The 24,578-nt window shown below is 45.3% G+C and carries 17 protein-coding genes; 8 read left to right on the forward strand and 9 right to left on the reverse strand.

Annotated features, from left to right (window positions below):
- Window positions 1-14: 14 nt before the first annotated feature.
- Both ACE1CD_RS01270 and ACE1CD_RS01275 read right to left on the reverse strand, forming a co-directional pair.
- Entirely contained in the window at window positions 15-2,279 is a 2,265-nt protein-coding gene (locus tag ACE1CD_RS01270; protein ID WP_374820973.1) for a filamentous hemagglutinin N-terminal domain-containing protein, read from the reverse strand.
- 469 nt (window positions 2,280-2,748) lie between these two features.
- Window positions 2,749-3,429: a tetratricopeptide repeat protein gene (locus ACE1CD_RS01275; RefSeq protein ID WP_374820976.1), complete on the reverse strand. Its 681-nt coding sequence runs from the start codon at window positions 3,427-3,429 to the stop codon at window positions 2,749-2,751.
- A 348-nt stretch (window positions 3,430-3,777) separates the two neighbouring features.
- Between ACE1CD_RS01275 and ACE1CD_RS01280 the strand changes: the two genes are divergently transcribed.
- A complete protein-coding gene (locus ACE1CD_RS01280) occupies window positions 3,778-4,110 on the forward strand; it encodes a YnfA family protein (protein ID WP_374820979.1) in 333 nt (110 codons plus the stop codon).
- Window positions 4,111-4,171: 61 nt separating this feature from the next.
- Here ACE1CD_RS01280 and ACE1CD_RS01285 read toward each other — a convergent pair whose 3' ends face one another.
- The gene (locus ACE1CD_RS01285; RefSeq protein ID WP_374801200.1) at window positions 4,172-4,579 is read right to left on the reverse strand and encodes an ArsR/SmtB family transcription factor; all 408 of its coding nucleotides are present in this window, start codon (window positions 4,577-4,579) and stop codon (window positions 4,172-4,174) included.
- 175 nt (window positions 4,580-4,754) lie between these two features.
- Between ACE1CD_RS01285 and ACE1CD_RS01290 the strand changes: the two genes are divergently transcribed.
- Entirely contained in the window at window positions 4,755-6,911 is a 2,157-nt protein-coding gene (locus ACE1CD_RS01290) for a heavy metal translocating P-type ATPase (RefSeq protein WP_374820982.1), read from the forward strand.
- A 162-nt stretch (window positions 6,912-7,073) separates the two neighbouring features.
- On the opposite strand, the gene glcD is transcribed toward ACE1CD_RS01290, so the two are convergent.
- Both glcD and ACE1CD_RS01300 read right to left on the reverse strand, forming a co-directional pair.
- The gene (gene glcD, locus ACE1CD_RS01295) at window positions 7,074-8,546 is read right to left on the reverse strand and encodes a glycolate oxidase subunit GlcD (protein WP_374801204.1); all 1,473 of its coding nucleotides are present in this window, start codon (window positions 8,544-8,546) and stop codon (window positions 7,074-7,076) included.
- Between the two features lie 69 nt (window positions 8,547-8,615).
- On the reverse strand, window positions 8,616-10,625 hold the full coding sequence (locus tag ACE1CD_RS01300; RefSeq protein WP_374820984.1) for a tetratricopeptide repeat protein: 2,010 nt from the start codon (window positions 10,623-10,625) through the stop codon (window positions 8,616-8,618).
- A gap of 97 nt (window positions 10,626-10,722) precedes the next feature.
- Here ACE1CD_RS01300 and ACE1CD_RS01305 point away from each other — a divergent pair, with 97 nt between their 5' ends.
- Window positions 10,723-10,962: a hypothetical protein gene (locus ACE1CD_RS01305; RefSeq protein ID WP_374801208.1), complete on the forward strand. Its 240-nt coding sequence runs from the start codon at window positions 10,723-10,725 to the stop codon at window positions 10,960-10,962.
- A gap of 184 nt (window positions 10,963-11,146) precedes the next feature.
- Here the strand turns inward: ACE1CD_RS01305 and ACE1CD_RS01310 are convergent, their stop codons facing one another.
- From ACE1CD_RS01310 to ACE1CD_RS01320, 3 genes are all read right to left on the reverse strand, one after another.
- A complete protein-coding gene (locus ACE1CD_RS01310; protein ID WP_374801210.1) occupies window positions 11,147-11,845 on the reverse strand; it encodes a carbonic anhydrase in 699 nt (232 codons plus the stop codon).
- 171 nt (window positions 11,846-12,016) lie between these two features.
- Entirely contained in the window at window positions 12,017-14,260 is a 2,244-nt protein-coding gene (locus ACE1CD_RS01315; protein WP_374820987.1) for a tetratricopeptide repeat protein, read from the reverse strand.
- 25 nt (window positions 14,261-14,285) lie between these two features.
- Window positions 14,286-14,501 (reverse strand): hypothetical protein, encoded by a 216-nt coding sequence (locus ACE1CD_RS01320; RefSeq protein ID WP_374801214.1) that lies wholly within the window; start codon window positions 14,499-14,501, stop codon window positions 14,286-14,288.
- A 100-nt stretch (window positions 14,502-14,601) separates the two neighbouring features.
- On the opposite strand from ACE1CD_RS01320, the gene ACE1CD_RS01325 reads away from it, so the two are divergent.
- Window positions 14,602-15,060, forward strand: coding sequence for a hypothetical protein (locus ACE1CD_RS01325; RefSeq protein WP_374801216.1), 459 nt, complete (start codon window positions 14,602-14,604; stop codon window positions 15,058-15,060).
- 36 nt (window positions 15,061-15,096) lie between these two features.
- Here the strand turns inward: ACE1CD_RS01325 and miaA are convergent, their stop codons facing one another.
- On the reverse strand, window positions 15,097-16,044 hold the full coding sequence (gene miaA / locus ACE1CD_RS01330; protein WP_374801218.1) for a tRNA (adenosine(37)-N6)-dimethylallyltransferase MiaA: 948 nt from the start codon (window positions 16,042-16,044) through the stop codon (window positions 15,097-15,099).
- A gap of 171 nt (window positions 16,045-16,215) precedes the next feature.
- Here miaA and ACE1CD_RS01335 point away from each other — a divergent pair, with 171 nt between their 5' ends.
- From ACE1CD_RS01335 to ACE1CD_RS01350, 4 genes are all read left to right on the forward strand, one after another.
- On the forward strand, window positions 16,216-21,114 hold the full coding sequence (locus tag ACE1CD_RS01335) for an ATP-binding protein (protein WP_374801220.1): 4,899 nt from the start codon (window positions 16,216-16,218) through the stop codon (window positions 21,112-21,114).
- 159 nt (window positions 21,115-21,273) lie between these two features.
- Window positions 21,274-21,996 carry a heme oxygenase (biliverdin-producing) gene (locus tag ACE1CD_RS01340; RefSeq protein WP_374801222.1) on the forward strand — a complete coding sequence of 241 codons (723 nt, stop codon included), beginning with the start codon at window positions 21,274-21,276 and terminating at the stop codon, window positions 21,994-21,996.
- 338 nt (window positions 21,997-22,334) lie between these two features.
- Window positions 22,335-23,213: a PEP-CTERM sorting domain-containing protein gene (locus ACE1CD_RS01345; RefSeq protein ID WP_374801224.1), complete on the forward strand. Its 879-nt coding sequence runs from the start codon at window positions 22,335-22,337 to the stop codon at window positions 23,211-23,213.
- Window positions 23,214-23,724: 511 nt separating this feature from the next.
- Window positions 23,725-24,567, forward strand: coding sequence for a lysophospholipid acyltransferase family protein (locus ACE1CD_RS01350; RefSeq protein WP_374801226.1), 843 nt, complete (start codon window positions 23,725-23,727; stop codon window positions 24,565-24,567).
- Window positions 24,568-24,578 lie beyond the last annotated feature (11 nt).

A 24,578-nucleotide genomic window follows, 5' to 3' on the forward strand; every position in this document is an offset into this window, starting at 1 on the left:
ATGGTCGCTTTCGCTCACTCAGTTGCCTGACAAGTAGATGCAGATGTCGAATTTCCAGACATAATATTAGAAGGGTTAGCGGTGAGGATAACCTTACCATCGGAAGCGATCGTCCAACCAGAAGCCTCGACCAACTCAGGACTCAGTTCCAATGTAGAATTTTTCCGAACCGACTGCACTGGTGTTGCTGCGGGTAGCGATCGCACACTTACTAGATCGTACCGACTGCTTAATTCATCATAAGGAGTAGGAGGCAAACCACCTCTACCTGTCACCAAAAATTGAGTCCTATCTGACCCCCGACGGTAACAGGAAAACACAACCAGAGAAGAGTCATCAAAAAGTCTTAGCGATACTAGATGCAATCCCGGATTAGGGTTAACAGCCGGAGTGTCGATTTCCACTACACCACTTAGTTCCGGCGTTCCCCCAGTGGCGGTGATATCACTGCCTGAAGTAGGTGCCATTTGAGGCACAGAACCAAAAATACCTTGGCTATTTATTCTCACCTGACCGCCTCGGAAGTTTTTGGAATTGGCGCTGATATCGCTATCCCCCGAAGCAAGTATGACATCCGTATTAATGTTGATATTGCCCCCGATCGCATTTTTTCCCTCTGCATTGGTACTCAGTCGGCTGTTTTGGCGCAAAATCAAATTTCCAGATCGCAAAACGATTGTTGCTTGTTCTCGATTCGGGTCAGCCTTGAGACTCTGACTGTCAGTAGAAATAAAGCCTTGGTTATCTAACAAGATAGAGCGAGCGTTAATAGTAACGATGCCTGCATTTCCTTCTCCCAATCCCCTCGCACCTACTCTCGCGCGATCGCGCACGATCAAAGTCCCCGTGTTAATCGTCAAGTTTCCCGCATCTCCGGTAGAGCCTGGAGCAGCTCTAGGGCCTATGGCGCTGGGAAACCCAGGTCGAGCAGAAATTCCGCTCACCTGCACTTGTTCGGAGGCATTTACAGTTAAATTTCCACCTCTTCCAGACCCAAAAGTGCCCGCCCCCACTTGTCCCCCATCTTGCACCAGCAAAGTCGCCGTGTTGATAGTCAAATCTGCCGCATCTCCGGTAGAACCTGGATTAGCCCTAGCTAATAAATAGGCAATATCCAGACCGCCAATCAATTGCACTAAATCGGAAGCATTCACCGTCAAATTGCCTGCTTTCCCTGCGCCGTAAGTGCTAGCGCTGATAGCTGCCCCACTTCGCACCAGCAAAGTCCGAGTGTTAATCGTCAGGTTTCCCCCCTGACCTGTGGAGTAGGTATCGGCAAACAAGCCGGTGCGAATTTTACCATCGGCAGAAGTGCCAATTAGTTCCACCGTTTCTGATGCGTTGACAACTAAGTTTCCTCCCGATCGCGATCCTAAAGTGTTGGCTGCTATCACCGAACCATCGCTGAGGGTCACGCGCCGTCCTCGCACCCGAATGTCCCCTCCTCTGCTACCAACGGCATCTAGGGAAGCTGCGCCGATTAGACGGATATCTTGAAAGTTTTGCACGTTTTCATAACTCAACTTGAAGCCTGGATCGATCGGGATCAGAGTGACCGAACTGTCTCCCGCGACGCTTCCTAACTCTATGCGTCCGGTATTTGCGGTCAAGTTGCCTCCTGCCAGAGTAATTTCCCCACCCACTAAGGCTAAAGTGCGATCGAGAACTTGAAGTCCCACGGGGCGATTATCCCGAATGAATGCTTCTGTTTTTGGGTCGGTTCTGAGATTGTGACCTGGGCCATTGATGGTAATTTGTCGTGGATTTGAGCCAAATTGCAAGCCAATTGGTACGTTGATAGTTAGCAGGGGTGAGGTATTTGGGTTGCTGGCGCTGAACTCTATGCCATCAGTAAATCTGATGCTGCTGGCTGTACTCGCGACAAACGATCCGCCGACGTTCAATCGCGCATTAGGGCCAAAAATAATGCCATTGGGATTAATCAGAAATAAGTTCGCAACACCGTTAGCTTTTATCGACCCATCGATATGAGAAACAGAACTACCCGTTACCCTGGTGAAGATGTTTTGAATATCGACTGTGTTGTGGAAATATGCTTCCGTACCAGTGGGAAGGGAAAATTCCCGAAAGCTGTGGAACAAGTTGCCACCCTTTGTAGTTCCTCCCTCGATCGAGATGGTGTTTCCCTGCGGTGTAGCGATCGAATTCACCGGCAGGCTGGCATCGGGGACAATCTGTGCTGCCGTTGGATTCGCACTCAACAGACACGCCCAAGCACTTCCTAGCGCAGTCGAAACAAGGGATCTGTATTTTTTCATATTCACTAACGTGAAGCTTTTTATATTCTCGATCGAGCAAAAATGTTGCTTATCTTACAAATTTGTAACTTAAGGAAGATAGCCAAATTTACTATACACATATAATAAAGCAAAATACCCGGCAGGGGTCACCCTCAAAATTTATTCAAATCTTCTACCAGAACTAGAATAAGTTGCTTTCAAGTCAAAAAAATACCTTCTGTGCATCGGTAGTCTAAGACTGATGGTAAAGATTGTCTGTGGGAGATCGGGGGTTAAATTTTTACCGCAGATGTAGGCAGATAAACGCAGATGAACGCAGATAATAAATCAGATAAGAACACATTTTTTTATGCAACCGATGCTACCGGACACGATATTACGATCGACGGTGATGAAAACATCTTCTAGCAACTTCGAGCAGTGGTATTATTTGCTCTGTGCTTACAGTTACAAATCCGTCTAAAAAATCATCTCAACTAATGTCTTCCTATCGCTTCACCGATTCGATCAAATTTAGTGTTTCTTGATAACCAGCCACATCACCCCGATCGCGAAACAGTTGGGCAGCTTTCTGTAAATCTGCCATTGCTGCTTGTTTGTCTCCTAATGCTTGACGGGCTAGCCCCCGGTTGCCATAAGCTGCGGCTAGCGTGGGATCGAGTCGCAGTGCCTGAGTGTAGTCAGCGATCGCACCCCGTTTGTCTCCCAGTGTGTAGCGGGTAAGACCTCGGTTGTAGTAAGCATCGACAAAATTGGGGTCGATTCGTACTGCCGAGTCAAAATTTTCCATTGCTTTTTGGAAGTTTTCTAGGGCAACGTAAGTATTACCTAACTTATTGTAAGCATCGGCATGGTTAGGATCGATACGCAATGCGTGTCGAAAATCTTCAATTCCTCCCTGATAGTCTTCTAACCAAACGCGGGCCAGACCTCGGTTACAGTAAGCTTCGACAAACTTAGGATTAATCTTCAATACCTGGTTAAAATCCTCGATCGCTTCCTGGTAGTGTCCTTCTTCAATCTTGTCTACCCCTTGTTTGAACAAGTCCTCAGCGTTTACCCGGTTTAGGATGGAAAACCTCTGTTGTTCTGCAAAGGCAGTCAGAGGCATTCCAGCCAGTAGCGTGGCTATCCCTACAATGGTAACACTTCTGTGAATGAAGTTCATAATTCTCCTCCATACTTGCTTTCATTGTATTGAGCCACGACCGGATTTGGCTCACTGCATTAATAATTTTACTGTCAATTTTGAAACTAATAAACCATCTATCAGTCTGTCTACTAATAGTTACGTTTTTAATTTTGTCTAATTGAGGTAATCTCTCATAGGTTTGAACTACTCCTATTACTGGGATTTGAATTTTATTACTACCCAGTAACTTGATTGAGCCATCTAAGGTAAAAGAATCGTTCTTACCTTTCTTTTTAAAGTTAGGTTTAAATTTTCATAATACTTTCATAATTTACCCTAGCACTTTCAGTAGACTTCAGAAAAAGAAAGATTTTGGAGGATTCGATGCGATCGCTTATCTTCTTCCTAGTGGCAGCTTTGGGAGAAATTTCTGGCTGCTATGCCTTTTGGGTATGGCTGCGCCTGGAAAAAAGTATCCTCTGGTTAATTCCCGGTTTGATGGCACTGATTATTTTCGCTTCGGCTCTCACCAGGGTTGATGCTGCTTACGCTGGCAGAACCTACGCTGCTTACGGTGGGATTTATATTCTTTCATCTATTTTTTGGCTATGGCTCGCTGAGGGAGTCAAACCCGATCGATGGGACTTACTGGGAGCGACTATTTGCCTGGTTGGTGCAGTGGTGATTCTGTTCGCTCCCCATCGGACTACTTTTTAGGTGATGAGACACTTACATTGAGCATCGACAGAAACTTTTTTGACTGTGACTTAGGAAGGAGCTAAAACTTGGTTTCTGGTTCCTTCAAATGTTCTGCCACCTCACGATACAGATTGATAACGTGGCTATCTGCCAAGCTGTAATAGACGTTACGACCCTCTTTGCGATGCTTCACCAAGCGCAATGTTCGCAGGAGGCGCAGCTGGTGGGAAACGGCAGATTCACTGATCTTTAAGCTAGCTGCTAAGTCACATACACATAACTCCTGTTTTGTCAAGCAAGAGAGGAGGCGCAAACGGCTCGGATCGGCGAGTACGCCAAAAAATTCCGCCATGCGCTGCGCTTCCTCAATTGGCAAGATTTCTGGCTGTAAGGAGCGCACGTTATCCAGATTAACTAGACGAGACTCGCAATTGGGCGCGTCGGACTCGTGGGATGGGGACTTTTGTGAAGGGTTAGGTTCGTTCATTATGAAAGGTCGATCTTGAGGCTCAATGCGGTCAATCTTCTTTAAGCAATAGCCTGTACACACCTTCAGTATAAGCCTAGAATGATAATCGTTTTAATAAATGAACAACTGCTCAGATATTTCACGAATTGGATTACAATGCTGGTAATCGTGTGATGTGTTTGGTAAAGCGGTTATGACTCAGACTCCTTCCCTCAAAACCCAACAGATGCAGGTCGGCGGCATGGATTGCGGTGGCTGTGCAGCCAAGATCGAAGCAGGCGTACAGAAAATACCGGGTGTAGCAGAAACCAGTGTCAGTTTTGCGACGGGACGCTTGAGCGTGACGTATGACTCAAAGCAGGTGAAGGAAGAGGAAATCCGCGATCGCATCCTCTCTCTGGGCTACACCATCATCAGCCCAAAATCTCATTTAGAGGCTGACGACCATGACCATGACCATGACCATGACCACGGGCACAGTCACGGTTCAGGCGAGTTTAACCTGAAACGGGAACTTCCCTCAGTGTTGGGAACGATCGCACTCTTGGCTGTGGGAATGATTTTTGAGCAACCCTTGCATAACACGCCCTACAGTTTGGGTGAGTATGCTGTATTCATTCCCGCCTATTTACTCAGTGGTTGGTCGGTGTTAAAAACTGCCGGACGCAACATTATCAGGGGACAGGTGTTTGATGAAAACTTCTTAATGACAATTGCGACTATAGGAGCGATCGCCATTCATCAACTCCCGGAAGCAGTTACCGTCATGCTATTTTTCCGTGTCGGAGAATTGTTTCAAGAATACTCTGTAGGTCGTTCTCGCCGCTCCATCAAATCTTTGCTGGAAATTCGCCCCGACACTGCTAATTTGAAAGCCAATGGAACGGTGAAAAAAGTCTCCCCAGAAACCGTTAACGTGGGAGACATCATTTTAGTCAAACCAGGCGAAAAGATGCCATTAGATGGTGAAATTTTGGAAGGGAATTCTCAGATTGATACTTCAGCATTAACCGGAGAATCTGTTCCGCGCACGGTGAAAGTTGGAGAAGTCGTCCTGGCAGGTACGATTAACCAGAGTGGTGTTCTAACGATTCGAGTCACCAAACGATTTGAAGAATCTTCGATCGCTAAAATCCTCGACCTAGTTGAAAACGCCACCAGCAAGAAAGCAGAAACCGAGAAATTTATCACCCAATTCGCCCGTTATTACACCCCCGTTGTCGTTGTTCTGTCACTCGCTGTAGCCGTTCTACCACCTCTGTTCGTTCCCGGTGCAACTCACGCAGAATGGGTTTACCGCGCCTTGATTCTGCTGGTGATTTCCTGCCCTTGCGGACTCGTAATTAGTATTCCTTTGGGCTACTTCGGTGGTGTTGGCGGTGCTGCCAAACGAGGCATTCTGGTCAAAGGATCGACATTTTTGGATACCCTGACGGCAGTTAAAACTGTTGTTTTTGATAAAACAGGAACTTTGACCAAAGGAGTATTTAAGGTAGCGAAAATTGTAACTAAAAATGGTTTTTCTGAATCTGAATTACTTAACTTGGCAGCTTTAGCTGAATCTCATTCTAGCCACCCAGTAGCGCAGTCGATTCGAGAAGCATACGGTAAGCCAATTGATGACGCAGATGTAACAGATTATCAAGAAATTGCGGGTCATGGGATTCGGGCAAAAGTGAAAAACCAGGTCGTTTTAGCGGGGAACGATCGCCTTTTACATCGAGAAAATATTGACCGCGATTCCTGTAATGTAGAGGGTACTGTCGTTCATCTTGCCGTTGATGGACGTTATGCGGGATACATTTTAATTGCCGATGAAATTAAGGACGATGCAATTACAGCAATTCGAGATATTAAACGGGTGGGAGTCGAGCAAACTGTCATGCTGACAGGTGACAACCGGATGGTTGCTAAAAGTGTAGCAGAGCGACTGGGTTTAGATTCCTATCTTGCTGAATTGTTACCGGAAGGAAAAGTAGAGGCGATCGAGAAACTGCTAAGTCGATCTGGGAAAAGCAAAGTTGCATTTGTGGGCGATGGTATCAATGATGCTCCGGTAATTGCGAGAGCTGATGTAGGTATGGCAATGGGCGGCTTGGGATCGGATGCGGCAATTGAAACGGCTGATGTAGTGATTATGACGGATGCTCCTTCTAAAGTGGCAGAGGCGATTCAAGTTGCCAAGAAGACGCGCCAGATTGTCGTGCAAAATATTGTACTGGCGATGGCAATTAAAGGATTGTTTATTGCTTTGGGTGCGATCGGAATTGCCACGTTATGGGAGGCAGTATTTGCCGATGTGGGAGTGGCGCTACTGGCAATTTTCAATGCTACAAGAGTCCTCAAGTAGCAATTCGATCTGAATTCTGGATCGGTAAGTAGGTATAATCACATCTTGCACTTGGGCAAGAAATCGGGTTTCTTGCCAATAACTAAATCTGAAACCCAAGATTTTTCGTTAATAAACCCGGTTTTTCAGGTCTTGTTGAGAATGATGCAAGATGTGAATCAATTAAAAACGTTCGATCGCTTCAAACTTTTTCTCAGCTTGAGCGCGTGCTGCTTCTCCACAAGTGCGAGGTGTGGGGAACATTTTCCCAGGATTTGCCAAACCTTTGGGATTAAAAACTTGCCGCACCCATTGCATTGTTTCTAAATCTGTCTCGGTAAACATTTCTGGCATATAGCATTTTTTATCTGCACCGATGCCGTGTTCTCCAGAAAGACTGCCGCCAACTTTAACGCAGAGTTTGAGAATGTCTCCGCCTAATTCTTCTACTTTTTCCAAAGCTCCTGGAACAGAGTTGTCGTAAAGAATCAGTGGGTGCAAGTTGCCATCTCCTGCGTGAAATACATTGGCAATGTGATAGCCGTATTTTTTACTTAAATTTTCAATCTCTTGCAGGACAAAAGGTAACTGGGTGCGGGGAATTACGCCATCTTGCACGTAATAATCGGGACTCATATGTCCGGCTGCGGCGAATGCGGCTTTGCGACCTTTCCATAATTTTAACCGTGTTTCGGGGTCGTTAGCTGTAGTGATACTGCGAGCGCCGTTTTTGGTACAAATTTCGGCAATGCGCTTTTTATTGGCAGCAACTTCTACTTCTAATCCGTCTACTTCTACTAATAGAATAGCAGCTGCATCGCGGGGGTAACATCCTGTAGCTACAACATCTTCAACTGCGTTGATGCTGAGGTTATCCATTATTTCCATACCAGCGGGAATAATGCCAGCGCTGATGATATCAGAAACGGATGCGCCGCAAGCTTCCATGTTAGTAAAATCTGCCAGGAGAACGCAAATTGATTCGGCGGTTTTGAGAATTCTCAGGGTAATTTCTGTGGCGATACCAAGGGTGCCTTCGGAACCGACGAATAAACCTGTGAGGTCGTAACCGGGCATTTCTTGAACTGGGCTACCAACATCAACAATTGAGCCATCGGGAAGGACTAATTTTAATCCTAATACGTGGTTGGTGGTGACTCCATATTTGAGGCAATGAACGCCGCCGGAATTTTCGGCAACGTTTCCGCCGATGGAACAAACGATTTGGCTGGAGGGGTCGGGTGCGTAGTAAAATCCTGCACCGCTGACGGCTTGGGTTACCCAGTTATTAATTACTCCTGGTTGAACTACAACTCGCTGATTTTCTAAATCAATTTGCAGGATTTGTTTCATCAATGCGGTGACAATTAAAACGCAATTTTTGACTGGTAATGCACCACCAGAAAGTCCTGTTCCAGCACCTCTCGCTACCCAAGGGATTTGATGGCGATCGCATATTTTCACTACTTCGGCTACTTGTTCTGTTGTGCGCGGTAGCACTACTACTGCCGGTCGTTCTCGGTAGCTGGTCAGTCCGTCGCATTCGTAGGTGAGCAATTCTTCCCGACGCTGCACAACACCATTTTTTCCTAATACAGCTTCAAATTCTTTGACGATTGGTTGCCAGTTGCGTTGTTCTTTTTCTTGGATTATCATAGTTGCTTTCCTAAAGGTGACAATGTATATTTACGATAGTACACTAATATGGGTAAGGCTAAACTTAGTTTACCGCCCCAGTTTAGTGAGCAATTGCTTTCTATTTTCTATTGCTGGTTGATTGGCAGGCCATATTTGAATAGCTTTATCGTAAGCGGCGAGCGCTTCGTCGTGCTTTTGCAATTTCTCTAGGACAATGCCTTTCTGATACCAAGCTTCGGAGTAATCTGGCTTTAGTTGTGCGGCTCTATCGTAGGAAGCGATCGCTAAATCATATTTGTTTAATTTCTCTAAAACAATGCCTCGATTATACCAAGCTTCGGCGTAATCTTGTTTAATTTGAACGGCTTTTTCCAAGCAGGCGAGTGCTTCTTCGTAGAGCATCAATTTTGCCAGTACGTCACCTCTGCCATACCAAGCTTCCGCAGAATTAGGATTGAGAGCTAAAGCTTTGTCAAAAGAATCGATCGCATCGTTATATTTTTGCAATTTCTCCAAAGTCGAGCCGCGTTCTACCCACGCTTCCGGATAAGCTGGCTGAATTTGGACGGCTTTTTCCAAAGCTGATAGCGCTTCTTTATAGCGCTGCAATTTATTTAGAACAATGCCTCGTATATACCAAGCTTCTACATAATTTGGCTGAAATTTTACAGCTTTATCAAAAGATTTGATTGCTTCTTGATAGCGTTGTAACTTATATAATATTTCCCCTCGTATATACCAAGCTTCGGGATAATTTTGCTCAATTTCTACAGCTTTATCTAAAGATGCGAGAGCTTCTGTGCTACGATTCAATTTCTCTAGCACTATGCTTCGACAATACCAAGCTGGCGCATAATCCGACTTCAATTTCACCGCTTCGTCAAAAGAACGTAGCGCTTCTTCAAATTTTTGCAATTCTAAGAGCGCTTTACCGCGCTCCAGCCATATTTCCGGATAAGTTGGCTCGCTTTGAATTGCTTTGTCTAAAGTAGCGATCGCTTCATCGTAGCGACGCAATTCTATTAGCGTTTTGCCTTGATTTAAAAGCTCGACAACTTCCGGTTTTTGAGCCGAAAGCGTCGCCAGAACTTTGGGAGAGTTCTGATTATTTATTGTCGCGGCTTCTTGAAATAATCTAGTCAGAAAAATAGTTGTTACCGCTGTGATTATGACCAAATATATTTCATAGTATTTAATGATCGATTTTTGACTGAAGGCAGGTAGCATAAGGTAGTGAGTATAACCAACAAGAGTACTTTGTAACTTTCGGAGATCTTGTAGTACTTCGTTAGCTGATTGGTAGCGTTCTCGAAAATGCGATCGCACCATCTTGTCTAAAATCGCTGCCAACTGCTTGCTTACCCGTGCTTGTTCGCGCCAGATAACTTCGCCGGTTTCTGCTTCTGACTGCAATTCGTCTGGCGAGATTCCGGTTAATGCTTGAATTGCTGTCATTCCCAAAGCATAAATATCGCTATTAAAGCGCGGCTTTCCGCCCAATTGTTCGTTTGGCATATAGCCGCTGGAACCAATGAGAATGGTTCCGCCTGTCTGTCCCTGAGTGGTAATTACCAAACTGGTGATTTCTTTGACCGCTCCAAAGTCAATTAAAACAAATTTGCCATCCTGCCGTCGTCTGATTATATTTGAAGGTTTAATATCGCGGTGGATGACATTTTGGTGATGAACAAACACCAATGTTTCTAAAACGTCTTGTAAAAAAGCTATAACCTCAGCTTCGTTCATTTGTTTGCCTGAAGTGATCTCTTGGCTGAGATCTTCGCCTTCAATGAATTCTTGAACTAAATAAAATTCTTGGTTTTCCTCAAAGTGGGCGAGTAGCTGGGGGATGCGATCGTGCTTTCCCAGGCGGTACAGAACTTGTGCTTCCGTCTCAAACAAGCGCCTTGCCGTTTGCAACAGCGAGGGATCTACATCTTTAGACTTAAGTTGCTTGACAACGCACTGGGGTTTGCCTGGGAGGTCTCGATCTTCCGCCACAAAGGTAGCACCAAAACCTCCGCTTCCCAGCAAGCGAATGATTTGGTAACGCCCACGCAGTGTCTTTCCAAGCATCCGGTTCGTGTCTTGTAGCATTGCTGGTACTGATTGTTACATGGATTTTGGCACAGAAGACACATAAAAAAAAACAACTGTCTGTGAGACGATTTTTATATATCGAGAGAAGTCTGACTTGTTTTGTGAAACACGCCTAGAGGAAGAAGCTAGGTTAATTGATGTTTTCCTAACATTTATGGCGTTACTAGCTACAGATGGAAAGATTCCCATACGCGAACTTCATAAAATCTTCAATTTACTGCGCCGCAGACTTTTCATAGTGCTGCTGGCCGATCTGATGTCCCTGATTAGTTTGCCTACTCTGTGGGCTCAAGCTTTCCCTTCATGGATAATGCCAGCCAACCAGAAAACATGAACAGAGTGGGAAACCGTCCCTACGATGAACGGGGTAACGCAACAGTTTTGTCGCCTACTCTGCGTGGCAAAAACGATATTTAATTAGCCGATAAAACAGGCGAAATTGTTAATAATACCGCCTGTTTAACTGTGCGATATCAGGTTTAGACTTTCCATTTTTTTTGGCGATCGCTACAGGCATTTTATCCTAACAATGAAGCTATCCCGTTGACATTCAGATCGGGCAGCATTTCGGGAATTTCCTCCTCTAAAAATTCGCCATCATCATGTTTGGCTTGGATGTTGCACCGCTCCATACTGTAAACATTAACCCCTCCAGTTTCAATTTTATAGACCCAGCCATAGATCCTGAGTTCGCCTTTGTGGAGTTTGGAGTGAATAACTGGGTAAGTTCGCAGGTTTTCGATCTGAGTGAGGACGTTCTCTTCAATTGTGGCACTCAAAAGTTCCTCTCCCTCATACCCTTGATAGTTTTCCTTAATCAGCCGACGGGTAGCTTCGGCGTGCTTTAACCATTCGTAAACCAATGGCATTTCTTCTGATAGTTCATTCATATGCAGGAGTCCTTTCATCGCTCCACAGTTGGAATGACCGCAGACAATAATCTGCTTAATACCCAAAGCTACGACGGAATATTCTATTGCAGCTCCTTCACCCCCATTGGCTGCACCGTAGGGTGGAATGATGTTGCCCGCATTGCGAATAATAAATAACTCACCCGGTTCGGTATGGGTGAGTAGATTCGGATCGATCCGGGAGTCGGAGCAAGTGATGAACAACGCTCTGGGGTGCTGTTCGTGAGAAAGCTTCTCGAACATCTCCCGATGGCTGTTGAAGTAGGTGGTTTGGAATTCCCGCAGACCTTTAATGAGTTTTCGCATGGCGTTGATTTTGTAAACTTGTCTTAAACTACTAGGCCGGAGCAATTAATGAACGGCTATCTTTTTCCCTATCAACTTTCAAATAAGATAACAGATATGGGTAGACAGCAAAAAGTATTTTATAAGACTTTTTGCTAAATATTATGAAATAATTAAATTAGGCTAGCATTGCTAGGAATGCTGTACAATTTTTTGGTAAAATTCTTCCAGCCCTTTTACACAAGTTCGGTCTTCATAAAGATAATCCTGGCGAGCCTTAATGCTTTCTTTAATGTTGCTTCGCCAAACTGGGTCTAAACCTAATTTGGCAGCGATGTAAATATATTCGGCTTCGTTTTGAGCGATCGTATCTGTTACTCCCAGCATTTTGAGAAAGCTATCGGCGTGACGACCTCGCATAAATTCGCCTGCACAAGTAACAATGGGTAAATGGCAAGCGATCGCTTCTAGCGCCGTATTCCCACCCGACCAACTTAAAGTATCGAGAAATACATCACAAAGTAAATTAATTGTCAAATAATCAGGTCGAGTGGGAATGGTGAGAAATATGCAGTAATCTTCGCTATTCAAACCTACTATTGCAAAGGCGCGATCGAGCCGTTTTTTCAGCAATCCACCCCGCAAAAAAACAAACTTAGCTTCAGGTACTTCTCGCGCAATTTCTGCGAAAATATAATCGTGTTGCGGCAAATATTTAAAAGGAGCTTGACAGCATAAATATAGAACTGCATCATCCGGCAATCCCAAATCAGAGCGAGTCTTTGTTAGCGCAGGAATATCTTCTGGTTTTGGGTAAGCAACGCCAATATTTGGTAAACGAATTACTCTTTCAGAATAATGTGATTCGCCATTTTCTGGTTCCATCAAGTCGCTGGATAAAAAGTAATCAATAGTTGGAATACCAGAAGTAACCGGATGTCCCCAAGCGGTACATTGCACTGGCGCAAGACGCAATCCAGCCATTTTGACTGTTTGTGAGTCCATACCGATTTCTGGGTAGACAAGAATGTGCAGTCGATCGTCTAGTATCTGCTGACAAGCTGCTTCTAAATTTTCAGGAATATGATGAAAAACGTCGCTGTAATTCTGGAATTGTTTCGTGATATAATCTGGGTCGTTACCTGTGTAGTAACAGTAAACCTCGAAATTCTGTCTATTGCAGTAACGTAACCAGCCAACTAGCCATAATGTGCCGCTATAAGAGTGCAGATAATTTGAAATATACCCAATGCGAATTTTATTATTAATTTTCAACGGGGGCATTGGCAATGGCTGAACCCAATTCGGGTAGTTAGCTGCCATAATTTGATGTATTAAACTTCCCCACTGACGCTGCAAATCTACAACGTTCAGCCCTTGATGTCCTAAATAAAAAGTGGTGACACAAACTAAACCTGCCAGAGCATTTTTTTGATCTTCAACTGTTGCAAGAGATGTTTTTTCAATTAAATCTTGCAGACCTTGTTCGTAGCGCTGACGATAAAATTTTATTTCATCTTCACTATTGTAGACGAGAGGCAGCATTAATTTATCGAGAATCTGGAAAGTATAATCGTTAGGCAAAAGGCGCGATGCAGATTCAGCGCTGGCGATCGCTTCTTTTGTCTTTCCTTTTGTTTGAAAGAAAGTTATCAGTGCAAAATGCAGTTGACCTGCTGTAGGATAAAGGCGGATACCTTCTTGCAATGTGCGGATAATGTCTTCTTCTCGATTGAGATTTTTAAAACATTCGCTGAGGTAAAAATAAACTTGTGGGTCTCTAATGCGAGTTTTAAGAAATTGCTGATATTTGTCTATCGCAGTTTCATATCTTCCCTGTTTGTATAATTTATGAGCAGATTCTAGAATATAAGCGGGACTTTTTTCTATATTTAAGGCAACTTCCAGGTTATTTAATAAATCTGGATTATCCGGATTTAACTTTAGGGCTGTTTGATATACTTCGATCGCTTGCTCGATCTGGTTCTGTCTCATTAAAAGATTTCCTAAATTGATATAGCTACCGAAGTGTTCGGGATTGGCAGCAATTGCCTGACGGTAAACTGCTTCGGCTTCGTTGATTTCGCTTATTTGTGCGAGGAGATTGCCTAAGTTGTTATAAGCATCGAGTAAGGTGGGATCGAGTGCGATCGCATCTTGATAAGCTGATATTGCTTTATTAATATTATTCATTCTTTCCAAACAACAACCCATCACATAACATCCCATTGCATTTACTGCATCAATCTCCAGAGATTTTGCAATAGCTGCTTGTGCATCAGCATAACTTTCGATTTGATAATAAAGTATGCCTAAGTTCAGCCAAGCTTCGGCGTTATTGCTGTGAACGGTTAAATATTCTCGATATTTTGACTCGGCGGCGGCGAATTGCTGTTGGTGGTGTAAGTTTAAAGCTTGTTGATATAGAGTATTCACGGGATTTTCTCTTGGCTGAAGTTACTTAAATATATTTACAGTTTACCTTGTGGATGGGGTAGGCGATGGGACAGCTTACGGCAATAGCAGCACCCAGCGTCGTTGAAGAACTGGAAATGCCGCGCAAATCAGCTTGAAAATTCTGACTATTACACCATTCTAACTCCCCTACAGGAAGTTGTAAAAAGCGATCGCTCCTTAAACCATCACTGCCGCAGCCCGACCACATTAAAAATTCCAAAATATTGATACAGCTTGTCAAGTACAATCGACGTTTAACTTTTTAAAGAATAGATTAGAAAAAGAAAGCTGATTAACTCCTCAAAGCGAGGAAAAATTTGATGAACGAAAACAATTTTCTACTTTCCCCTCAAGGGAGTTTCAAGATAAAATCGCTGTTGCTTTCTGCAACTGCTCTCTGCCTAGTAGCGATAGGAGCAAAAGCCCAAGAAACGCCATTGCCAAGGGCCGATCGCAACGGGAATTATCCCCTGGTAATGAGCGAGCGGTGGGTAGTAGTAGACCCCGATCCTAACGGACTCAACTGCCGTTGGTCTTCGCGAATGCCGAGAGAATGGATGGACCCCGGTGCGACTTTCCCCAGAATGAATATCAGTGAGTGGCCGGTAGTGCGTCGTTTTCGCAAAAACACCAGGATCGGCGTTAACCTCGGCCCAGCCGGATCGGGAACCTTTGAGGATGAAAATGGCTTACCTTGGCTGAAAGTCAGTATTGACGATGACGATCGCATCTGTTTAGTGCGAGCTAATTCTAGATTTGTACGGCCTGTTAGATTTTAGTCGCTCTGACTAAAGGAAGATGATTGCATATATATTTTAGTCGCTTTTTTGCGGACATTCTGCGATAAATTCCTGCACTCTTCGCCACACTTTTTCTAACAAATCGGGGTGTTCTACATCAAACCATTCTATCTCAGGATATTTGCGAAACCAAGTGCGCTGTCGCTTAGCAAATTGTCGGGTGTGCAAAACAGTTAAATCTTTCGCTTCAGTCAGGCTTATTTCCCCAGCTAAATATTGTTTCATTTCAGCATATCCCAAGGTATCCAGCAAAGGCAAATCGGCACCATATTTTTGGCAGAGAATTTCTACCTCCTTTACCAAACCATCTGCTATCATTATTTCGGTACGCTGTTCGATGCGACGCTTCAGGTGAGAAGAATCGCAATCCAAGCCAATCTGCAAAATCGGATAATCGGGTGGATTTTCTCCCTGCTGCTCGGAAATCGGTTTGCCGGTGACGTAAAATACTTCTAAGGCTCGTAACGTTCGCACTGGGTCGTTGGGGTGAATTTTTTGGGCAGCAGCGGGATCGACTTGTTGGAGGAATGCGTAAAGTTGAGTTTGTCCGTAAGTTTGTCTGAGAGATTCCAGTTGCGATCGCAATTCTTTCTGCGGTGCCACTCTGGGAATTTTCATCCCCTGCGCGATCGAACGGATGTATAAACCCGTACCGCCAACGAGTAAGAGCGGGGGAGCGGGGGAGCGGGGGAGTGGGGGAGAAGCAATTATGGCTTGAGCTTTTTGTTGATAATCGGCAACCGTAAAATTTTCCGTAGGATCGCAGATATCAATCAAATAATGCGGCACCAGATTTTGCTCAGCTATAGAAGGCTTAGCCGTGCCGATGTCGAACTCGCGGTACACTTGACGGGAATCAGCACTGAGGATAACACAACCCAGCCGCTGAGCCAATTCCAAAGCCAGCCCCGACTTACCCGTCGCCGTGGGGCCACAGATCGCGATCAGTTTTGTAGCAGTCAATCTAAAATCCAAAATCTCAAATCGAAAATATTCAATGGGTTCATCCCCTTAAAAAATTTCCCATCAAATTGACCTACAGCCGCCTCCAACCCTTTTGTGTTACAATTTTGGAGTGTTTTTTCCTTTTGGGGCCATTATACGGCTCAAAGCCTTTATTGGAGAACTCCTTTTATGACGAGCAGTTACAGCGCCGATCAGATCCAAGTTCTGGAAGGTCTGGAGCCGGTCCGCAAAAGACCGGGTATGTACATCGGTTCGACGGGTCCGAGGGGACTTCATCATTTAGTTTACGAGGTGGTGGACAACTCCATCGATGAGGCGCTGGCTGGCTACTGCACTCACATTGAAGTTGACCTCAATGCCGATGGTTCGGTGACGGTGACGGACGACGGGCGAGGCATCCCCACAGATATCCATCCTCGCACAGGCAAATCCGCACTGGAAACGGTGATGACAGTTCTCCACGCTGGGGGTAAGTTTGGCGGTGGCGGTTACAAGGTTTCTGGCGGACTCCACGGTGTCGGTATTTCCGTCGTAAACGCTTTGTCCGAGTGGGTGGAAGTGACCGTGTGGCGCGACAAGCGAGTTCACAAGCAGCGCTTTGAACGCGGTATCCCGATCGGCGAATTGGAGTCCAAACCCAGCAAAGAAACTCGCACAGGCACTTCCGTGACATTTAACCCTGACACGGAAATATTTACCACTGGCGTTGAGTTTGATTACACGACTCTGGCAGGACGTTTGCGGGAGTTAGCATATCTGAATGCAGGGGTAAAAATTACCTTTAGCGATAACCGCCTGGAATTACTTAAAAGTAATGCTCCTAAAGTAGAAACCTACGAATATAAGGGTGGCATTCGCGAGTATATCGCTTACATGAACCGCGATAAGCAACCTTTGCACGAAGAAATTATATACGTGCAAGGAGAGCGCAATGACGTTCACGTAGAAGTAGCGTTGCAGTGGTGTACTGACGCTTACACAGATAATGTGTTGGGCTTTGCGAATAATATCCGCACCGTTGATGGCGGTACCCACATGGAGGGACTGAAGGCGGTGCTGACGCGCACGCTGAATGCGATCGCCCGCAAGCGCAACAAACTCAAAGAAAATGAACCTAACCTCGCCGGAGAAAACATCCGCGAAGGATTGACTGCCGTTATTTCCGTCAAAGTACCAAATCCGGAATTTGAAGGTCAAACCAAAACCAAGTTAGGAAACCCCGAAGTGCGGGGAATAGTTGATTCCCTGGTAGGCGAAACATTAACCGAGTATTTAGAATTTCGTCTCCCTATTGCTGATGCCATTTTAGAAAAAGCAATTCAAGCATTTAAAGCGGCAGAAGCAGCCCGTCGCGCTCGCGATTTAGTCCGCCGAAAATCAGTTTTGGAGTCTTCTCCTTTACCCGGAAAATTAGCAGATTGCAGCACCAGAGATCCCTCAGAATCAGAGATATACCTGGTCGAAGGAGATTCCGCGGGCGGCTGTTGGGTTGGAGATACACTTATTTTATTAGCTGATGGACGCTCTATTAGCTTTAAACAAATTGTTGCCGAACAATTGGAAGGAAAAGAGCATTTTTGTTACACCATCTGCCAAGACGGAAACATCGGCATAGAGCGCATTATCAACCCCAGGATGACAAAAGAAAATGCAGAAGTTATCAAGCTAAAATTAGATAATGGGCAAACTCTTATATGCACGCCAGATCACCTTTTTATGTTGCGGGATGGTAGCTATAAAGCAGCAGCTTTGTTAACACCTGAAGATTCCCTGATGCCACTTTATCGAAAGATTTCAGAAAAGGATGAACGAGGCAATGGACTTGACGGTTATGAAATGACTTGGAATGGCAAGCATGATAAATGGATTTATACCCATATTCTGGCGGATATTTATAACCTCCAGAATGGAGTTTATGAATCCAAAGATGGCAATCATCGCCATCATGTAGATTTCAAGAAACTCAACAATAATCCGACCAATATCAAGCGGCTTCCTGCTGAAGAACATCTAGCCTTACACCGCGCCCATATCGAAAAAACGTTGCATCGACCGGATGTAATTGAAAAGAGCCGTCAAGTTCATATGAGCGAAGAATATCGTGCCATGATGAGCGATCGGATGTCACAGATAAAAACGAGTTACATTCTTTCACAACAAGCTAAGGCTCAGTGGGAAGATGAAGAGTACAAAGCATACATGATGCAAAAATGGCGAGACTTTTATGATAACAACGAAGAATATCGCCAACAAAATCGGGCCCAATTGAACAAAGCACAGCAAGAATATTGGAGTGATGAACTGAATCGTTTAGTGCAGGCAGAAAGAGTTCGAGAATATTTTGAAAAAAATCCGGAAATGCGGCAGCTTCATTCAGAAGTTGCCAAACAAAAATGGCAAGATGAGGATTTGTTAGAATGGCGGCGTCAAAAAACAAAAGAACAATGGACAAGCGAATTTCGAGCTAAGCGAAAAGCGGCACTTCACCAAACTTACTATCGCAAGACTATTGAGGCTTTGAAGGATGTAGAAATTCAACTGGGCTTTTTGGATTTGGAAGCTTACGATCTTTACCGTCGCCGACTGAAAGACAAGTCGATCTTGAAATTTCAGACTTTCTGCGATCGCTACTTTGACGGTAGTCGGGTACAAGCGCGTCAAGCGATCGCCAACTACAACCACCGCATTGTCTCGATCGAACGCCTAGAGGAACGATACGATGTTTACGATATCGAAGTTCCCAATACGCATAACTTCGCTTTAGCAAGCGGGATATTTGTGCATAACAGCGCCAAACAAGGAAGAGATAGACGCTTCCAAGCCATCCTACCTTTACGAGGTAAAATCCTCAACATCGAGAAAACCGACGACGCCAAAATCTACAAGAATAACGAAATTCAATCTTTGATAACCGCTTTGGGTTTAGGCGTCAAAGGTGAAGAATTTGACCCTTCCGGACTGCGTTATCACCGCATTGTGATTATGAGCGTAGCAGGCGATGAACCAACCCTTGTCATGCACAATTCGGGACGTACAGAGTTTGTACAAATCGGTCGTTTTATTGATGATTGCATTGAAGGGCGTCGCAGTCACACTGAATATCAAGTGATTTCCTTCGATCCTGCCACCAACGCTACCCGATTCCGCCCCTTGAAAGCTGTGATTCGTCACGGTCACGAGGAGCCGATGTACAAAATCACGACGCGCTACAATCGCTCGGTAAAAGTAACATCATCTCACAGCGTATTTGTGTTTGAAAATGGGCAAGTCATTCTCAAAAAAGGCAACGAAATTAAACCGGGTGACTTATTAGTTGCCAGTCGCCGTTTGCCTCGCCCATCTAATAGCGCAACACGCATAGATCTCTTGGAAACTTTCTACAACGCTGAATTAACCAAGGCACTTTACCTCAAAGGTGACGATGTGCGGCGAATTGCCGGAGAGCGTGTGTTGGCGAAACTAGCACAACCAAATCAGTGGAGTGAAGCGCGAGTCAAGCTCGATGCTGAGGGATGGAAAAAGTTGATTGCCCAACGTCAAGCATCTGGACTAACCCAGAAGCAGTTAGCAGCATCAGTGGGTGTAAAGCAAGCGATTACTATTAGCCAATGGGAACGCGGTATCAATCGCCCAATTTTATCTCATTTCTTGAGTTATCTTGAGGCTATTGGTGGGAACGAAAATATTGTTTATCAGCAATTACCGCCAAAAATCGCACAACTACAGGCACAAGACGATCGCAGCAATAATGCTCTCTGGCGCGAGGTCAGTTGCTACAAGCCGTTAGATGAATTCACTCTCAGTGAAATCGCGCAGTTGGGCGATGATGTGCAAATAGTCCCGCAGGCGCACGGCGAAAAAGCGTTTGGACGCTATCTGCCGATCTCTCGCGAGCTGATGTGGTTCTTGGGTTGGTACGTTGCGGAAGGAACGCTGAGCCAACATCAGGTCAGCCTCAATTTAGGTAAAAAAGATGAGCGATTCATCCCCGAACTTGTGGCGGCAATTGAAGCGGTGTTCGGCGAGACACCACGCTGTTATAATGACCCGGAAAGTGATGGCATTAAGCTGTATTTTCACAGCGTTGCAGCAGCGCGTTTATTGCAAGCTTGGAGTTTAGCTAAACAGGCACACCAGAAGCAGTTACCCGATCTCGTATTCAGCTTGTCTGAAGAACTTCAGTTGGCGTTCCTGGAGGGTTATTTCTTGGGTGATGGCACTACAGACGGCAACCATTTGTCATTCACGACAAACTCCACGCAACTCAAGGATGGGCTTTTATATCTGTTAGGACAACTGGGAATTCTTGCAAGTACAAGTCATCATCAGCCGTCTTGTCATCCAGATGCACCGATTCAAACTCGTCACGCCTATTACACGATCGCCATATGTGGTAAAGAGCAGATTGAAGGTTGTCGCCAAATTTGGCAACGCCATGCTAATGCTCATAAGCTGGAGGAGTGTCTAGCACGCCCCCATCGCAAAGCTTTGGATTGTGTAACGATCTCGGAAGATTTGATCGGGTTAAAAGTGATTTCTGCTGAGGAAGTGGAACTGGTCGGTGATTATGTTTACGACTTCTCAGTTCATGATGATGAAAACTTCATCTGCGGTACTGGTGGTTTGGCGGCGCATAATACGGATGCTGACGTTGATGGGGCGCATATACGCACGCTTTTGCTAACATTTTTCTATCGCTATCAACGGGCACTGATCGAGCAAGGTTACATTTACATTGCTTGTCCTCCGCTGTACAAAGTGGAACGGGGTCGCAATCATTACTATTGCTATAGCGATCGCGAACTGCAAAACCTCATTCAACACGAATTCCCCGCCAACGCTAACTACACCATCCAGCGGTTCAAAGGTTTGGGTGAAATGATGCCGGAACAACTCTGGAGTACCACTATGAATCCAGAAACGCGCACCCTCAAACTGGTGGAAATTGAAGACGCCGCCGAAGCCGATCGCATCTTTACCATCCTCATGGGCGATCGCGTTGCCCCCCGCCGCGAATTCATCGAAACCTACGGCCCCAAACTGAATCTCACCGATTTGGATATCTAAACCCTTATGGGCGGGCACAAGGCCCGCCCTTACAGGCCGTTTTGTAAGAAATCTTAATAAAAATTCTCATCAAATCAGTCTAATGTTACGAAATAGACGGTTTAAAACCGTTAGTAAAATAAACAAGCTCCGACCTAGACATAGGGACACAAATTTAGCATGAGCAGTAATTTAGCGACCAAGTTGCGTGAAGGCACCAAAAAAGCCCACACGATGGCAGAAAACGTCGGTTTTGTCAAGTGCTTTTTAAAAGGAGTAGTAGAAAAGAACTCCTATCGTAAGCTGGTAGCCAACCTGTACTTCGTGTACTCGGCGATCGAAGAAGAGATGGAACGGCACCGCGAACACCCCATCCTCTCCAAAATTTATTTCAAAGAGCTGAATCGCAAGAAAAGCTTGGAGCAAGATCTCAGCTACTACTTCGGCCCCAACTGGCGCGAGCAAGTCGCTCCCTCTCCTGCCGCCCAAGCCTACGTGCAGCGGATTAAAGAAGTATCTGCCACAGCACCGGAACTTTTAATTGCCCAATCCTACACTCGCTACCTGGGTGACTTATCTGGCGGTCAAATCCTCAAAGGGATTGCCGAAAGAGGCATGAACCTAACCGACGGTCAAGGCGTTGCTTTCTACCATTTCAAAGATATTTCTGACGAAAAAGCATTTAAAGCCACCTATCGGCAAGCCTTGAACGAACTGCCCATTGACGAAGCTACAGCCTTACGCATCGTGGACGAAGCCAATGCTGCCTTTGGTATGAATATGAATATGTTCAAGGAACTGGAAGGCAACTTGATCAAGGCTATTGGTTTGATGCTCTACAACACTCTGACCCGCAAACGCACTCGCGGCAGCACCGACGCAGAATTGGCAACGGCAGAGTAAATTAGAGCTGGTTTAAATTAAATACCGATTCTTCAGACAACATTACATTTTTTCTCACAATCCTGGAGGCTGGGTGGCTGTTTTGAGTAGCTGTCATCAAGTCCCCAGGATTGTCAGCTTTTGGACATTTGATATGAATAGGCTTTTCTCAGAAGAATTGCGTATTTAACGTATATAGAAATTTATATTTTTGTAAAGCTTACGTATTAATACTGGCAGGTTTGAGGAAAAATTTGCCAAGATGCCTTCACCATGTCTGGATTTATTGAAAAACGACTCTCAGACAATGGTGAATTTACTGAAATAAGTCTTACAAATATTTGTAGGTTAGGCGAAAAATGAAAGCAAAGAAAGCCCCGATTGGTTTAGTTCGTTCAGCTGCCGTTGCAGCCACCGTCGCTTTTTCTGTAGCTACCGCAATGCCCAGCTGGGCTGTATCTATTTTTCTGACCGGTCATGACCCAGACTTCCATGCTTTTTTGGGTGGAAACACCGCAGGTGCGCGGAAAATCAATAATGTGGCGATCGACTATGTAATGGACCCAGCCTTCAACACATTTGTCGCTGGCGGAATCAACAAATTCCTGTTTGTGGAGTCTCAGATTACTCCCCCAGGAGGTCATGTCAACGGCGTCAATGGTATTATTGCCAGCGGTTACACCCTTGGTACTGACTTCGATCGTATTGATGCCAGTGGATTGAATGCAGCTTTAGACCAGCTGGGTACTACCTACAGCGCGATCGTCGTTGCTTCGGACTTCGGCGGTGTCCTAACACAGGCAGAACTGGACATTTTGAATGCCCGTTCTGGTGACATCATAGACTTCCTTAACGATGGAGGAGGTTTGTATGCTATGGCAGAAGGCAACAACGGTGCTCATCTTACCCCTAATGGCGGCTGGTTTGGGTACCTACCTTTTATCACGACAAGTACCGCTTTGAATCAGTCAGAACAAGGCTTTACAGTTACACCTTTTGGAGCGAGTTTAGGTCTGACAAACAACGATATCAACGGAAACGCCTCTCACAACATCTTCGATGGAACTTTTGGACTCAATATTGTGGATGTTGATGCCAACGGGAATATTATGTCTCTGGCAGGCAGAAATCTTCCCACGCCCAACTCCGTTCCCGAACCTACTTCTGCCTTGGGTTTATTGGCGTTTGGCGCTACAAGCGGAGTACTGCTAAAGCGCAAACAGCAACATAAAGCCTAAATTAACTTTACAGAAGCGATCGCAAAGTAGACTGAAAAACTGGTGCATCTTTCATCCAAAGAAATGGCAGTTTTTTTGTGCAATTAGTTGGGATACTCTATAAGTTATTAAATTTTGTGTCAATTTGCGCGGAAACCCGGATAAGTTGGACAACATAGCTTATTGCCATACGGCATATCCGCGATGACGATCGCAACCGTAAATCCCGCGTTAGGCTTTCTGCAACAAATTCACCCTCGTCAAACCACCCCAGATTTAAGAACCTGGGGCAGTAGAGATTATTCGGGTTGGATCTGCGTCTTACTTACTTATGCGATTTGGCTATCCGGGAGTTTGAGCGCGTCGCGACCTCTCGCAACAACGACTTGGAGTAGATCGCTGCGATCGACAATGTACTCGCCGCCTTGGAGGCGATCGAACATCCGCTGACGGCACAAGACAAGGAACTGTTGCGGGATATCTTCTACCGCAACGGGTTTAACTGGACTGGGGATTCTGCTAAGATGCCCTGATGCACGAGAAAAATCGCACTCAACCTAAATCCGGATGGTCTTTAGACCAACGAGATCCAAAAGTCATTCAAGCCATGATGCCAATATGGGGGTGGCTGTACGAGAACTATTTCCGGGTGCAAACGAGCGGTTGGCATCATATTCCCGACGAGGGAAAAGTCTTGTTCGTTGGTTCCCACAACGGGGGAATTGCTGCGCCGGATATGTTCATGATGATGTATGACTGGTTTCGGCGCTTTGGCTACGAACGCCGGATTTATGGGTTGATGCACCATCTCACATGGCAAGTAGCGCCTTCGTTAGCCGAACTGGCGGTAAAATGCGGCGCGATCGAGGCCCATCCTAAAATGGCGATCGCAGCTTTGCGCCAAAATGCCAGCGTGTTGGTTTATCCCGGTGGCCCGCAAGATTTGTTCCGACCCTACCATATGCGTCATCAAATCTACTTTGCCGATCGCAAAGGATTTATCAAAGTAGCGCTGCGAGAGGAAGTGCCGATTATTCCCGTGATTTCCAATGGCGCACACGATACGCTGATTGTACTTGCAGACATCCACGAGCAAATGCAGCAGCTAAATTCGTGGGGAATACCTTGGCTTTTTGGTATCGACCCGGAAGTTTTTCCGATTTATCTCGGTTTACCTTGGGGATTGGCGATTGGGCCGTTGCCTCACATTCCATTACCGGTGCGTATCTATACTCGCGTTTGTCCTCCGATTGTGTTTGAACGGTATGGCGATGAAGCATCACGCGATCGCGAATATGTTAATGCTTGTTATGAAATGGTTCGTACTAAAATGCAGCAGGAATTAGATTGGTTGGTTAAGCACAGCCAAGATTAGTCTTCTAACAT

Source organism: Aerosakkonema sp. BLCC-F183 (assembly GCF_041929145.1).
Taxonomy (GTDB): domain Bacteria; phylum Cyanobacteriota; class Cyanobacteriia; order Cyanobacteriales; family Aerosakkonemataceae; genus Aerosakkonema.

Coding starts and splice junctions, on each gene's coding strand:
- glcD (WP_374801204.1), bottom strand. CDS start 8,546: ATGATAATCCAAGAAAAAGAACAACGCAACTGGCAACCAATCGTCAAA.
- ACE1CD_RS01270 (WP_374820973.1), bottom strand. CDS start 2,279: ATGAAAAAATACAGATCCCTTGTTTCGACTGCGCTAGGAAGTGCTTGG.
- ACE1CD_RS01300 (WP_374820984.1), bottom strand. CDS start 10,625: ATGCTACAAGACACGAACCGGATGCTTGGAAAGACACTGCGTGGGCGT.
- ACE1CD_RS01275 (WP_374820976.1), bottom strand. CDS start 3,429: ATGAACTTCATTCACAGAAGTGTTACCATTGTAGGGATAGCCACGCTA.
- ACE1CD_RS01325 (WP_374801216.1), top strand. CDS start 14,602: ATGAACGAAAACAATTTTCTACTTTCCCCTCAAGGGAGTTTCAAGATA.
- ACE1CD_RS01280 (WP_374820979.1), top strand. CDS start 3,778: ATGCGATCGCTTATCTTCTTCCTAGTGGCAGCTTTGGGAGAAATTTCT.
- ACE1CD_RS01340 (WP_374801222.1), top strand. CDS start 21,274: ATGAGCAGTAATTTAGCGACCAAGTTGCGTGAAGGCACCAAAAAAGCC.
- ACE1CD_RS01285 (WP_374801200.1), bottom strand. CDS start 4,579: ATGAACGAACCTAACCCTTCACAAAAGTCCCCATCCCACGAGTCCGAC.
- ACE1CD_RS01310 (WP_374801210.1), bottom strand. CDS start 11,845: ATGCGAAAACTCATTAAAGGTCTGCGGGAATTCCAAACCACCTACTTC.
- ACE1CD_RS01290 (WP_374820982.1), top strand. CDS start 4,755: ATGACTCAGACTCCTTCCCTCAAAACCCAACAGATGCAGGTCGGCGGC.
- ACE1CD_RS01335 (WP_374801220.1), top strand. CDS start 16,216: ATGACGAGCAGTTACAGCGCCGATCAGATCCAAGTTCTGGAAGGTCTG.
- ACE1CD_RS01350 (WP_374801226.1), top strand. CDS start 23,725: ATGCACGAGAAAAATCGCACTCAACCTAAATCCGGATGGTCTTTAGAC.
- ACE1CD_RS01345 (WP_374801224.1), top strand. CDS start 22,335: ATGAAAGCAAAGAAAGCCCCGATTGGTTTAGTTCGTTCAGCTGCCGTT.